We start from the raw sequence: 12,453 nt of genomic DNA, 5'->3' as shown, positions 1-12,453 counted from the left end.
GTGGGACGACGAAATCGAATTCTAACGAATTACCGATTTCTGTCCCACTCTCTTTAATCCTTTTGCTAACTGAGCAATATCTTCTGGCCGTGTTCGACAGCAACCACCAAAAAGCTGCACTCCTTGCTCTTGCCAAAGCTTACTATTTTCCAGCAAGCTACGCTCATGCTCTGGATCGTCGTGCCAAGTCTTGGTCAAGCCATTATAAGTTTCGCCAGAGTTTGGATAGGTCAGAAAAGGTTTGTTGCACACTTTTCCAAGCCCATCTAATAATGGAGCAATTAAATGCGGAGCTGTACAGTTAAAACCAACTGCCAAGACTTGTAGACTTTCTTGAGCCAAGTTTCCTAATTCCTCAATTTTAGTCCCATCTGATATAGCTGTCTCCGACTGGGCGACAAAAGACAAATAGGCCTCAGCCTGCGGAAATTCCTCAGCTAAAAGCCGGAGGATTGCTGCCGTTTCTGCTCCATTTGGAATCGTTTCAATAGCCAATAAATCACAGCCTGCTTCTAGTAAAGCTTGGATACGCGGACAGTGAAAATCTCGAAATTCTTCCTCACTCAGCTGGTAGTCTCCCGTATACTCCGAACCATCAGCTAAATAGGCAGCATAAGGCCCTACCGAGCCTGCAACCAGAGGATAGGGCCGTTGCTTTTGCTCTTCTTGAGATAATGCTTGCCAGATATTTTCGATTGCCTTTTGTGCTAAGAAGACTGTCTCTTTTAAAAGATCATAACCCTTTTCAGGAGTTAGTCCTGCCTCTATAAATGCTGGAATGCTGGCCTGATAACTGGACGTAGTGATGATGTCACTGCCAGCTCTCACATAGCTTTCATGCACATCTTGAATAATCTGAGGCTGGTCTAATAGGTATTGAGCTGACCAAAGCTTACCAGATACATCATAACCCAGACTTTCCAACTCTGTACCTAAGGCTCCATCTAAAATAATAATTTCTTGGTTTTCAAGTAAATCTTTAAATTTTCCCATGAAATACTCCTAAAAATCTTCTTAAGTAAGCAGGATCAACACTAGCGAATACGAAAATTCGAGACTAGAGAGATCAGCAAGGCGACATAAAAAAGAGGTCTCCCCTCTTTTTTAGTTACGCTATTAAAATCTATTAGCCCAAGCAGTATCTACGTCTAAGATGTCTTGAGTAGTGTATTGCTGACGATAGGGATTGTAAACGATATAGCCAGCACCAGACTCATAGAGTGGTGAATCAAAGCGAGTCAGATCGTATTTTTCAATAATATAATTCAATTTAGCATTATAGCTAGTATCTGTCGCATAGACACCAGTCAGGGCAGCTGTTGCATCCTGATAGGTTGGTGCATTGCTTTTCCAAGCACCTGCAAAATGCCCCTGTTTGAGAACCGCAACATAGTCTTGCAGAGACTCTACATAGCTAGGATATGAACGGAAACTATCGTTGATGGTATAAGCATTTCCCTCTCCATCATCTTCCCAAGTCTCCATATTAGCAGACTGACCGTCATAGTGACCTTTGATACCGAAAAGGTTATAATGAGGTTCACCGGACAGACCAGACTGTCCTGAGCCACTTTCTAAAATAGCCTGTGCAATCATAACAGAGGCATAAAGATCATTGTCCTGTCCCAACTGACGCGCTGGCTCACCGATTTGTGAGATGAAATAGTCTGTTTGATTCATAGGCTGCTGGTCGCTATTATTGGCACTAGCAGGGTTAATATGCTTGGCTAAGACGAAGCCAACAGCAATCGTTGTTGTCATGATGAATAAAGCTGAAAGGATTCTCTTACCTTTTTTTGAAATTCTCTTTTTCACAGCACTTCTCCTGAATAAGATGTTAATGATACCATTGTAACATACTAAAGATTAAAAAAACACTATTGATAATTTACAAGTATATGACATTTTTCGTTTTATTTCAAAAAATCCAACTCGAAAACAAGTTGGATTTAATTCGTATTATTAAATTTTTGACAAAATCGCGTCCCAAGCAGCATCTAAGCCATCCTTGGTGACTGAGGAAAAAAGAATGAAATCATCATTTTTGTCAAAGTCCAGCTTTTTCTTAATAGCTGACTCGTGCTTATTCCATTTTCCGCGAGGGATTTTATCAGCTTTGGTCGCTACTAGAATGACTGGAATGTCATAATATTTCAGAAATTCATACATTTGCACATCATCTGCACTAGGATCATGCCGAAGATCAACAAGGCTGACAACCGCTCTGAGATTTTCACGACTGGTCAGATACTCCTCAATCATCCGGCCCCATTTTTCACGCTCTTTTTTGGAAACACGGGCATAGCCATAACCTGGCACATCTACAAAACGCAGCTTGTCATCAATGTTGAAAAAGTTTAGCAGCTGAGTTTTTCCAGGTTTTCCTGAAGTTCGCGCTAAATTTTTGCGATTGAGAAGTGTATTGATGAAACTGGACTTTCCGACGTTTGATCGGCCAGCTAAGGCAATCTCTGGAATATCATCTTGAGGGTAGTGCGATTTATTGGCCGCACTCAGCAAAATCTCAGCATTGTGTGTATTGATTTCCATAAGCACCTCGTTAGGCAGTTTCTAGAATAGGCTTATCTGTTCCATCTACTGCTTCTTTGGTAATGCGGACAAGTTTGACATTTTCCTGACTCGGAACTTCAAACATGACATCCATCATGGTTTCTTCGATGATAGAGCGAAGTCCGCGTGCACCTGTTTTACGTTCAATTGCTTTATTGGCAATCTCCTGCAGAGCATCCTCGTCAAATTCAAGCTTAACATCATCATAAGACAGAAGTGCCTGATACTGCTTAATAAGGGCGTTTCTAGGCTCTTTCAAAATCCGGACCAAATCATCAACTGTCAGTTGCTCCAGAGCAGCAAAAACAGGCAAACGGCCAATCAACTCAGGAATAATTCCAAATTTTTGGACATCTTCTGAGATAATTTCCTGCATATAGGATCCATCTTCGTCAATCGCTCGGTTATTCTGACCGAAACCAATGATTTTCTCACCCAAACGCTGTTTTACGATTTCTTCGATACCGTCAAAAGCACCGCCAACAATGAAGAGAATGTTCTTAGTATCAACCTGAATCATTTCCTGCTGCGGATGCTTGCGTCCACCTTGCGGCGGTACACTAGCTACGGTACCTTCGATAATCTTCAGCAGAGCTTGTTGAACCCCTTCACCTGAAACATCACGGGTGATAGAGACATTTTCGCCTTTTTTAGCGATCTTGTCAATCTCATCGACATAGATAATGCCGCGTTCTGCACGCTCAATATTAAAGTCAGCCGCCTGCAAAAGCTTGAGGAGGATATTTTCCACATCTTCACCAACATAACCAGCTTCAGTCAGAGCAGTTGCGTCCGCAATAGCGAAAGGCACATTGAGGCTGCGAGCTAGAGTCTGCGCCAAGAAGGTCTTACCTGACCCGGTCGGGCCAATCATCAAAATATTTGACTTTTGAAGTTCCACATCTTCTTCTTCACGGCTGTCGTGGTAGTTAATACGTTTGTAGTGATTATAGACCGCTACTGCTAAGGCACGCTTAGCTCGGTCTTGCCCGATAACATAGTGGTTCAAGATATTAAGCAACTCCTGAGGTTTTGGTACCTCAGACAGATCTGCCAGCACTTCCTCAGCTAGCTCTTCACGGATGATTTCCTGCGCCAGCTCCACACATTCATTACAGATAAAGGCATTGTTACCAGCTATAATCTTCTGCACCTCATCTTGGTTCTTCCCACAGAAAGAACAAAAAACCATCATATCATCATTACGACTTGTAGGCATTGTTTACTCCAATTCTAAAATTCTAAATCTATTTATTTTCTTTCATACATGTTAAAAAAGTGTCATATAAAAAGCATGAATGGAATTTACAAGATTTGTAAAAGCATTCAGCAAAAATAAAGCCGCCAGTCCAAACCGCTTTTTCCGAAAGGTTTGAACGGCACAAATAAGACAAATGACACATAAAAAGGCCGTAAAAAAACCAAAAATACTACGTTCCATTCTTACGAGTCCTTCCTTTGGTATCTTTTTATAGTGAAATCATAAGGGTTCTTTTCATCTTTGGCATAAAATTCACTGCTAACTTCCTGATAAGGAGCCCAGTCAAATGTCTCAGGGAAATAGGTATCTCCTTCCAGCTTAGCAGCAATCTGAGTCTGAATCAATTCTTCCAAATACGGCTCAAAAGCTCTGATAATTTGCGCTCCGCCGATAATAAATAAGTTTCTGTCCTGCTTGTGGTACCAATCCAAGACATCTTCCACATTGCTGAATAGCAAGACATTTTCATTGTCAACTTGATAGTTCTTGTCCTTGCTCAAAATCAGACTGATTCGATTTGGCAAAACTCGACGCTGCAGACCATCAAAGGTCACTCGGCCCATCAAAATAGCATGTCCAGTCGTCGTTGCCTTAAAATGCTGCAATTCTGCTGGGAGATGCCAGGGCATGACCTTGTCTTTTCCAATCAGACCATCCTCTGCCTGAGCCCAAATGGCAATAATCTTCTTTGTCATCCTTTTATCCTTTGTATTAGTAACTCTATTCTATCAAATTTGCTGTAAAAAGGCATGTTTAAAGTATGATTCAAGCAGAACTTTTGCAGAGCTTGGCAGTTTTCGCATACACTTATTTAAATCGTTAAATAGCCAAATCGAACTTCAGCTGAGGTTTAACAGGATCATAGTCTAATAACTCAAAATCTTCTGCTTTGATATCAAAGAAATTGGTCCCATCCGGCACATTTAAAAGGAGTCGAGGTTGGCAGTCGCTCGGTTCCCGACACAATAGCTCCTCCGCCTGCTCGAACTGATTGTCATAGATGTGCAAGTTATTGATAAAGTAAAAGAACTTGCCGACCTTCCAGCCGAAATGCTTGGCAATCATCATCTGCAGAGCCACATACTGCATAGCATTGATGTGGTGAGCAACTAACATATCATTTGACCGCTGAGTCAGAGTCGCATCCAGATAAATGTCTCCATCTACACGCCGAACGTCAAACATGGTTTGAAAAGCACATGGGAGCAAGCCATCTGTTTCTTCAAAAGCTTCATAATCCCAGAGAGAGATGATATTGCGACGATTCCAAGGATTGGCTTCCAGCTGTTGGAGAATTTTATGGATAATATTGTGCTTCTTGACAACAGCTCCATAGCGCTGCCCGATAGTACCTGTATCGCCAACTTCCCAGTCATTCCAATAATGAACATTGTATTTGTCGTTGAGCAGTTCCAAGCTATTAGACTGGTCTTGATAGATCCAAAGGACTTCCTTGATGGCAGACTTGATGGCAATAGGGCGCAGAGTCGTGATTGGGAATTCTCCCTTGCTCAAATCATATTCCGCAAAAGAACCAGTGATATATTTGGAATTAGCCACATTTCCATCCTTGTAGCGCGGACGAGCATTTTCAGAAAAAACACCCTGCTCCATAATTTTTTTAATATTCTCTTTGAAAATCGTATCTGTTAACGTCATGATTTCTCCTTCGTTCAGTGAGCTTTTTCTAGTATAGCAAATTTTCTATAAAAATTCTCCTACAGACCATTCTGCAGGAGAACAAATGAAGCATACTTGTTGAATTATTGTAAAACCAATGAAGCTGCCCCGATAACACCGGCATCATTTCCAAGAGTAGCCAAGGCCAACTTGGTTGAAGTACGAACCTGCGGGAAGCTATTCTCTTCATAAACCTTGCGTACGCCATCCAGCAGGAAGTCACCTGCAGCTGATACGCCACCACCGATAACGATTGTAGATGGATTGAGGATAGAGCCGATATTAGCACAGGCAATTCCCAGGTAGCGAGCGAAATTGCGGTAGACAATCAGAGCCAGCTCATCGCCTTCTTTCGCCAAGTCAAAGACAATCTTCGCATTGACATCCTCACCATTGTCAATCAGTTTTTTCAGCTCTGCATCACCAGCATACTCATCAGCATAGCGGCGAGTCAGATTGACAATACCAGTCGCAGATGCAACAGTCTCTAGGCAGCCCTTCTTGCCACAGGTACATTGAATCGGCTGATCAAAGTCAACAGTGATGTGACCCAACTCTCCTGCTGCTCCCGCAAGTCCGTGCAAGAGCTTGCCTTCGGCAACAATTCCTCCGCCAACACCTGTACCCAGTGTCATAAAGACTACATCAGGCTGGTTTTCTCCAGCTCCCATCCAGCGTTCACCCAAAGCAGCAACGTTAGCATCGTTGTCAATATAGAAAGGAATCCGAGTCGCTTTTTCAATCTTATCCTTGACCGGCTGCAGCGTCTTCCAATTGAGGTTGTAAGCACCGATAACAGTCCCTTTCTCACGGTCAACTACTCCTGGCGAGCCCATACCAATCCCGATAAAATCCTCTGCTGAAAGCTGAAGTAAGTCCAAACGATGCAGGATTGACTCAATCATATCCTCTACGATGTGGCTGCCTTCGTCCAAAATATTGGTTTTAATGGACCATTTTTCCTGAATTTCGCCCTCTGAAGTCAAAATAGCAAACTTAATAGATGTTCCACCAAGGTCAATTCCGATTATTTTTTTTGACATGATGTTCTCCTCTGTATTTTATTTATCATCATTATATCAGATTTTTTCAGTAAGGAAAAGGTTTGCATAAAGAAAAGTAAAAATCGAATCCATCTTTATTCCCAAAGTAAACTCACAACTCTTTTGTATAATAATATCTTTCACCAGTATAGGGATATTCTTTCAATGCAAACACTTCTGTATAGCCGTGCTTCTTATAAAAATCTGGTGCTTGGAACTGGAAAGTATTGACAAATGAATATTTGCACTTTCTTTCTCTGGCTTCTTGTTCTGCTCGATTCAGTATCTCTGAACCTATGCCTTCTCCTCGTAAATCTTCGCTCACATACAAATACTCAATCTCCAGCCAATTACCAAAAGTTTCGGCCGCCATACCGGCCAGTAGATTTCCTTGTTCGTCTTCTACGTAGATGTTAAGAGGCTCACTTTTGGAGGGCTCCCTCTTAGATTGATTGTAGGCCCTGATTAAATTTCCCAGTTCTTGTGTTGTCTTTGAGTTGTTATTTTCCAATCTTAGTTTCATAGATGCCTCCGTTTCATCTCTAAAGGTTTTAGATTAACAGTATATGAAACTGTTCGAACTATAAACTTCACCTTAATTATCCTTCTGACTTGCTCGCCATTGATTATGGTAATTCATCATCATTTCATAAATACACTTTGGTTTCTCTTTTTTCAGTAACATAAGAGTAATTTCTAACGCTTCAGGCATTCCAAACTTATATCTTTTACTCTTTCTCGAAGCGAGCCTACTTCTCTTCAAAACTGCAGGATCTACTGAATGAAAACAAATCGTTAAAATATGTCTCTTATTGAATAATTGGATCTTCCCATAATGTCGAATACGTTCAATTCTATAGTCTATCCTCTGGATTTCTTCCCAACTATAAAACGAAACTTCTCTAAAAAGAAGGGGTCTGAAGTAAAATCCCTGTTCCGTTAGATGAAGAAAACGTTTATCTCTAAACAAACAAAGCCATACTAAAATAGACAGAAAATCAAAAACAATTGTACCTATCACCAAAAACATTTTTTCAATCACAGAAATATTGGAGTCAAATAATAGGTATCCATTTTTAGATGGTAATACAAGAACTGCAGTCAAAAAGACAGCCAGAGCGATCGCCGATATAGCTAAAAAGAATATTTTCAACCAGCTCTGCCTAAACACTACTTCCTTCATCCGTCTAAACCACTCAGGTATTCATAGCGCTCGTATTTTTCCAGCAGCTTTTCGTTCTGCTCATCCAGTTCTTGCTGGAGTTGAGACAGGCGAGCAAAGTCCGAGCCATTCTCCTGCATGGCCGCTTCAATCTCAGAAATCCGCTCCTCCAGCGCTTCGATATCAGCCTCAATAGACTCCCACTCCTGCTTTTCAAAGTAGGTCATGCGCTTTTTCTCCTCGCGCACCTTGGCCGATTTTTCCTTTTCAGACTTTTGGGAAATAGCAGAGCTCTCTGCTAGAAAGGCTTTTTCATCTAAGTAATCCGTGTAATTTCCAAAAAATTCTCTGATACTTCCATCCTCAAAAGCCAAAATCTTGCTGGCTACCTTGTCTAGGAAATAGCGGTCGTGGCTGACTGTAATGACTGGCCCGGCAAAGCCTTGCAGAAAATTCTCCAAGACCGTCAGAGTCGCAATATCCAAATCATTGGTCGGCTCGTCAAGAAGCAAGACATTCGGCTTTTCTAAGAGCAGCTTGAGCAGATAAAGTCGCTTTTTCTCTCCACCAGAAAGCTTTTCGATTAAAGTCCCATGAGTAGAACGAGGAAAAAGAAACTGCTCTAAGAGTTCTGCAATGGAAGTCGTTCCACTGCCTATCTTGACCTCCTCAGCCACTTCTTGCAGGTAATTAATGACTCGCTTAGACTCATCCAAGCCCTCAATCTGCTGAGAGAAATAGGCCACTCGGACTGTCTCTCCTATAATAAGATGGCCAGCCTGAGGCTGAAGTTTACCGGCAATCAGATTGAGCAAGGTCGACTTGCCGACACCGTTATCTCCGACGATCCCAATACGGTCCTTGTTCTGGATCAAAAGACTGAACTGAGAGAGAATAAGCTTCTGGTCATAAGCAAAGTCTACATTTTGAAACTCGATAACCTTCTTACCAATACGGCTGGTTTCAAAATTCATTTCCAGATTGCTGTCAGTCGTCTGACTGGTCAAATCTTTTTTGAGGTCATGGAAACGATTGATCCGAGCCTGTTGCTTGGTTGCCCGGGCCTGAGGCTGCCGTCGCATCCAGGATAGCTCCTGCTTGTACAGCTGCTGTTTCTTATGAAGCAAGGCCGCATCCCGCTCATCTTGCTCCGCCTTGAGACGGACATAGTCTTGATAATTTCCTTGGTATTCAATCAAGCGACCGCCATCCAGCTCAAAAATCCGAGTTGAAATATTATCCAAGAAATAGCGGTCGTGGGTGATGAAAAGGACGGTCTTCTTTGAATTTTTCAAGAAATGCGTCAGCCATTCAATGGTATCAATGTCTAGGTGGTTGGTCGGCTCATCCAGTAAGAGCAAATCTGCATCACCTAAGAGAACCTGGGCCAGCTGAACTCGACGACGAAGACCTCCTGATAACTGACCGACCTTAAGCGACAGATTTGTCAGACCAAGCTTGGACAGGACCGTCTTGACCTGGCTTTCGATTTCCCAAGCATGGAGCGAGTCCATCTCGGCCATAACTGCTTCTAGTCTAGACTGCTGACTTTCATCATAAGCTGTCAGGAGCAGCTCATACTCTCGAATCAACTGCATTTCCCGTAAATCACTTGATAAAACAGTGTCAAGCACCGTCTGCTCCTCATCAAAATCAGGCTCCTGAGTCAGATAAGCAATCTTATAGCCCGTCTTAGCAGAAAAAGGGCTGACATCTCCATCAAAGCCCGACTTGCCCGACAACACATCCAGCAGCGTTGTCTTTCCTGTTCCATTGACGCCAATCAGACCAATCCGATCTAGTTCATGAATAATAAAGGAAATGTCTCGAAAAACAGTCTTATCTCCTACTGATTTGGTTAGTTTGTCAACGATAAAATCGCTCATTTCTTCTCCTTGATATAGGCGTAAATGGCCTCTAAGTTATTAGGCAAATGGCCATCTACAATAGCGTATTCCAACTCTTTCAGAATTTGGCCAAGTTTTGGTCCTGGCTCAAATTCAAACTCCCGCATCAGCATGCCACCATTGACCGCCATTTCCTGCTTGTTATGAATAGTCAGACTGGCATCAAGATTTTGAATGGCAGAGAAATCAACTGGTAGACCTTGCGCCTGTCGAAGCTCCTCTGCTTGTAGCAATAAGTCAATATCATAGTCATAACAGTCTCGCTTAGTCAAGTCTCGTTCTGAGCGAATAGCCGTAATCTCAACCAAGTCTTCTACTTTCTTGGCAAATTCACGAGAAGTCTTCCATTTTTTTAGAAAACCTTTAACATCTTGCACATCCAAGGCCAGTAAAAGGGCTGCCCAAGCTTGCTCGGATGCTGAAAAGCAAAAATCTGAAGCCAAGTCAAAGAGCCGTTCTAGCTTAGCTCTGCTTCCTTTTAAATCTGGTAAAAATTCAATAGCACCGCTTGTCAAGAGTGCTTCTAAACCCTTGCGCCAGAACGGAGCCAGCAAGAGCTTGTCGAACTCGATAAAAATTCGTTCAACTGAAATTTTTTCAAGCAAAGGAGCACAATCCTTCATAGCATCAAAAGTATCTTGCTCTAAATCAAAATCCAAGGCAGCTTGAAAACGAAAGCCCCGCATGATGCGGAGAGCATCTTCATTAAAACGCTCTGCTGCCGTTCCAACTGCCCGCAAAATCTGATTTTCCAAGTCATCCAAGCCTTGGAAAAGATCAATAACCTGGCCGTTTTCATCCAAAGCTAGAGCATTGATGGTGAAATCGCGCCGCTTGAGATCTTCTTCCAAAGATCGCACAAAAGAAACCTTACTAGGCCTGCGGTAGTCCACATAGACATCCTCGGTCCGGAAAGTCGTCACTTCGTATTCGCGGTTATTTTCCAAGACCAAGACGGTTCCATGCTCAATCCCCACATCAACTGTACGGTCAAAGATACGCTTGGTTTCCTCAGGATAGCTGGAGCTAGCGATATCCACATCGTGAATAGGTCGCAGCGAAAGAGCATCTCGAACAGAGCCCCCAACAAAATATGCTTCAAAGCCAGCCGCTTTTATCTTCTCTAATACTGGCAAAGCCTCCTGAAATTCAGAAGGCAGAGTTTCTAATCTCATAGTAAATGTTCCAATCCATAGACTAATTCTGAGCGTTTGACAACTTCTTTAATGGCAAGATTAACTCCTGTCATAAAGGAAGCACGGTCATAGGAATCATGCCGCAGCGTCAATCCCTCTCCCTGGCTGCCAAAGATTACTTCTTGATGGGCAACCAGACCAGGCAAGCGAACCGAATGGATACGCATGCCATCGAAATCAGCTCCTCGGGCGCCAACTATAGACTCTTCCTCATCAGCAGCTCCCTGCTCCTTGCTTGATCTGACTTGACTGATGAGCTCAGCTGTCTTGATAGCTGTCCCACTCGGTGCATCCTTTTTCTGGTCATGATGCAGCTCGATAATTTCTATATTTGGGAAATACTTAGCTGCCTGAGCCGCAAACTGCATCAGCAAAACAGCTCCCAAAGCAAAGTTTGGTGCAATCAATCCGCCCAGCTTCTTTTCCCTAGACAATGTGATTAACTCTTCCAACTGCTCTGGAGTAAAACCTGTCGTTCCAACCACCGGGCAAAATCCCTGTTCCAGAGCGAAGCGAGTATTGTCATAAGCTACTTTTGGGGTTGTAAAATCAACCCAGACATGGGCTTCCAGACCAGCCAATTCTTCCTTAGCATTGAAGACAGGAACACCAGCCACTTCTTTTTCATCCGTGAAAGGATCCAGCAGTCCAACTAATTCTAGTTCAGGATCTTCTGTCACCATTTTATAGGCTGCTTGACCCATTTTCCCTTTAAAACCAGCAATAATAACTTTGATACTCATGTTTCTCCTCCTTACAGAGACAAGCTCAGGCACTCAGACAATCAAATTACAGGAATATAAGCAAGTGCAACACTACCCCTGCCTAGGTGCGTCCCGATAACACTGCCAAAGGTTGCGATAGGAACTTCGCCAGCAATACCGCTGTCTAGCAGATGTTGCCGTAGCTCAGCTGCTTTTTCTGGCGCATTGCCATGGATAACCATAATCTGACAAGCACCGCCTGCTGTTCTTTCTTGGACAAGTTCCAGCATACGCTTGGTAGCCTTCTTCTCCGTCCGAATCTTTTCAAAAACCTCTATCACACCATGATCGTTAAAATACAGAATAGGCTTGATGCTGAGCAGATTTCCCAGAATAGCTGCACCGTTAGACAGGCGTCCTCCTTTGACCAAGTGGTTCAAGTCATCCACCATGATAAAGGCGCTGGTGCCATCAATCTGCTTTTGAACATTAGCTAAAATTGTTTCAAAATCTAGGCCTTGTTCTGCCCATTCTAGAGCTGATTGGGCCATGATACCGAGCGGTGCACTGGTAATCTTGGAATCCGGAAAGGCAATTTTCAAACCATGAAACTCATCTTTTAGATACTGAATATTTTGGTAAAAACCAGAAATACCGCTAGATAGAAAGAGCCCCAGAACATGGGTATAGTCCTTGCCATCTAGAATGGTGAGAATCTCTTCTAACTCAGCAATGCTAGGCTGACTGGTCTTGGGCAGTTCATCTGACTGAGCCATTTTTTCATAAAATTCACTAGCTGTTAAGTTTCTGCCTTCGACATAAGACTCACCAGCAATCACGACTGGAATATCCAAAACGAAAAGATTTTCATTCTCCAGTAGGGAAGCCGGCAGATAGGCCGATGAATCTGTGATAACCGCTAACTTCAT

At 42.8% G+C, this 12,453-nt stretch carries 14 protein-coding genes; all 14 read right to left on the bottom strand.

From position 1 onward, the window contains the following. Positions 1 to 21: 21 nt before the first annotated feature. Positions 22 to 993, bottom strand: a complete 972-nt coding sequence (mmuM, locus tag RWS24_RS07810) for a homocysteine S-methyltransferase (protein WP_314366546.1) — start codon at positions 991 to 993, stop codon at positions 22 to 24. A gap of 123 nt (positions 994 to 1,116) precedes the next feature. After that, entirely contained in the window at positions 1,117 to 1,815 is a 699-nt protein-coding gene (locus RWS24_RS07805; RefSeq protein WP_061591818.1) for a glucosaminidase domain-containing protein, read from the bottom strand. A gap of 147 nt (positions 1,816 to 1,962) precedes the next feature. Continuing rightward, positions 1,963 to 2,550, bottom strand: a complete 588-nt coding sequence (gene yihA, locus RWS24_RS07800) for a ribosome biogenesis GTP-binding protein YihA/YsxC (RefSeq protein WP_002915299.1) — start codon at positions 2,548 to 2,550, stop codon at positions 1,963 to 1,965. A 10-nt stretch (positions 2,551 to 2,560) separates the two neighbouring features. Beyond that, positions 2,561 to 3,790 carry an ATP-dependent Clp protease ATP-binding subunit ClpX gene (clpX, locus tag RWS24_RS07795; RefSeq protein ID WP_002917310.1) on the bottom strand — a complete coding sequence of 410 codons (1,230 nt, stop codon included), beginning with the start codon at positions 3,788 to 3,790 and terminating at the stop codon, positions 2,561 to 2,563. A gap of 51 nt (positions 3,791 to 3,841) precedes the next feature. Beyond that, entirely contained in the window at positions 3,842 to 4,012 is a 171-nt protein-coding gene (locus RWS24_RS07790) for a hypothetical protein (RefSeq protein ID WP_002895584.1), read from the bottom strand. A gap of 2 nt (positions 4,013 to 4,014) precedes the next feature. Further along, positions 4,015 to 4,527 (bottom strand): dihydrofolate reductase, encoded by a 513-nt coding sequence (locus RWS24_RS07785; protein WP_004187031.1) that lies wholly within the window; start codon positions 4,525 to 4,527, stop codon positions 4,015 to 4,017. Positions 4,528 to 4,651: 124 nt separating this feature from the next. Beyond that, positions 4,652 to 5,491 carry a thymidylate synthase gene (locus RWS24_RS07780; RefSeq protein ID WP_314366541.1) on the bottom strand — a complete coding sequence of 280 codons (840 nt, stop codon included), beginning with the start codon at positions 5,489 to 5,491 and terminating at the stop codon, positions 4,652 to 4,654. A 104-nt stretch (positions 5,492 to 5,595) separates the two neighbouring features. After that, positions 5,596 to 6,555, bottom strand: coding sequence for an ROK family glucokinase (locus tag RWS24_RS07775; RefSeq protein WP_314366539.1), 960 nt, complete (start codon positions 6,553 to 6,555; stop codon positions 5,596 to 5,598). Between the two features lie 112 nt (positions 6,556 to 6,667). Next, positions 6,668 to 7,078 (bottom strand): GNAT family N-acetyltransferase, encoded by a 411-nt coding sequence (locus RWS24_RS07770; RefSeq protein WP_314366538.1) that lies wholly within the window; start codon positions 7,076 to 7,078, stop codon positions 6,668 to 6,670. Positions 7,079 to 7,150: 72 nt separating this feature from the next. Continuing rightward, positions 7,151 to 7,738, bottom strand: a complete 588-nt coding sequence (locus tag RWS24_RS07765; RefSeq protein ID WP_314366535.1) for a hypothetical protein — start codon at positions 7,736 to 7,738, stop codon at positions 7,151 to 7,153. Next, the gene (locus tag RWS24_RS07760) at positions 7,735 to 9,603 is read right to left on the bottom strand and encodes an ABC-F family ATP-binding cassette domain-containing protein (RefSeq protein ID WP_314366534.1); all 1,869 of its coding nucleotides are present in this window, start codon (positions 9,601 to 9,603) and stop codon (positions 7,735 to 7,737) included. Before RWS24_RS07760 ends, RWS24_RS07765 begins: the two co-directional genes overlap by 4 nt. Next, complete coding sequence (locus RWS24_RS07755; RefSeq protein ID WP_314366532.1) at positions 9,600 to 10,799, bottom strand: CCA tRNA nucleotidyltransferase; 1,200 nt, start codon at positions 10,797 to 10,799, stop codon at positions 9,600 to 9,602. Before RWS24_RS07755 ends, RWS24_RS07760 begins: the two co-directional genes overlap by 4 nt. Next, positions 10,796 to 11,563, bottom strand: coding sequence for a 4-hydroxy-tetrahydrodipicolinate reductase (gene dapB / locus RWS24_RS07750; protein WP_061591827.1), 768 nt, complete (start codon positions 11,561 to 11,563; stop codon positions 10,796 to 10,798). The genes RWS24_RS07755 and dapB overlap by 4 nt, the downstream gene beginning before the upstream one ends. Before the next feature lie 41 nt (positions 11,564 to 11,604). Next, positions 11,605 to 12,453: a DegV family protein gene (locus RWS24_RS07745; RefSeq protein WP_061591828.1), complete on the bottom strand. Its 849-nt coding sequence runs from the start codon at positions 12,451 to 12,453 to the stop codon at positions 11,605 to 11,607.

Origin of the sequence: uncultured Streptococcus sp., from assembly GCF_963528215.1 — a bacterium.
Classification (GTDB): Bacteria; Bacillota; Bacilli; order Lactobacillales; family Streptococcaceae; genus Streptococcus.
The sequence above is the reverse complement of the archived record's forward strand: the minus strand, read 5'-3'. Positions and strand labels throughout refer to the sequence as shown.

What these genes read in the sequence shown, in the direction of transcription:
- mmuM (WP_314366546.1), bottom strand. Translation starts at nt 993, where the DNA reads ATGGGAAAATTTAAAGATTTACTTGAAAACCAAGAAATTATTATTTTA.
- yihA (WP_002915299.1), bottom strand. Translation starts at nt 2,550, where the DNA reads ATGGAAATCAATACACACAATGCTGAGATTTTGCTGAGTGCGGCCAAT.
- clpX (WP_002917310.1), bottom strand. Translation starts at nt 3,790, where the DNA reads ATGCCTACAAGTCGTAATGATGATATGATGGTTTTTTGTTCTTTCTGT.
- RWS24_RS07790 (WP_002895584.1), bottom strand. Translation starts at nt 4,012, where the DNA reads ATGGAACGTAGTATTTTTGGTTTTTTTACGGCCTTTTTATGTGTCATT.
- RWS24_RS07785 (WP_004187031.1), bottom strand. Translation starts at nt 4,527, where the DNA reads ATGACAAAGAAGATTATTGCCATTTGGGCTCAGGCAGAGGATGGTCTG.
- RWS24_RS07780 (WP_314366541.1), bottom strand. Translation starts at nt 5,491, where the DNA reads ATGACGTTAACAGATACGATTTTCAAAGAGAATATTAAAAAAATTATG.
- RWS24_RS07775 (WP_314366539.1), bottom strand. Translation starts at nt 6,555, where the DNA reads ATGTCAAAAAAAATAATCGGAATTGACCTTGGTGGAACATCTATTAAG.
- RWS24_RS07770 (WP_314366538.1), bottom strand. Translation starts at nt 7,078, where the DNA reads ATGAAACTAAGATTGGAAAATAACAACTCAAAGACAACACAAGAACTG.
- RWS24_RS07765 (WP_314366535.1), bottom strand. Translation starts at nt 7,738, where the DNA reads ATGAAGGAAGTAGTGTTTAGGCAGAGCTGGTTGAAAATATTCTTTTTA.
- RWS24_RS07760 (WP_314366534.1), bottom strand. Translation starts at nt 9,603, where the DNA reads ATGAGCGATTTTATCGTTGACAAACTAACCAAATCAGTAGGAGATAAG.
- RWS24_RS07755 (WP_314366532.1), bottom strand. Translation starts at nt 10,799, where the DNA reads ATGAGATTAGAAACTCTGCCTTCTGAATTTCAGGAGGCTTTGCCAGTA.
- dapB (WP_061591827.1), bottom strand. Translation starts at nt 11,563, where the DNA reads ATGAGTATCAAAGTTATTATTGCTGGTTTTAAAGGGAAAATGGGTCAA.
- RWS24_RS07745 (WP_061591828.1), bottom strand. Translation starts at nt 12,453, where the DNA reads ATGAAGTTAGCGGTTATCACAGATTCATCGGCCTATCTGCCGGCTTCC.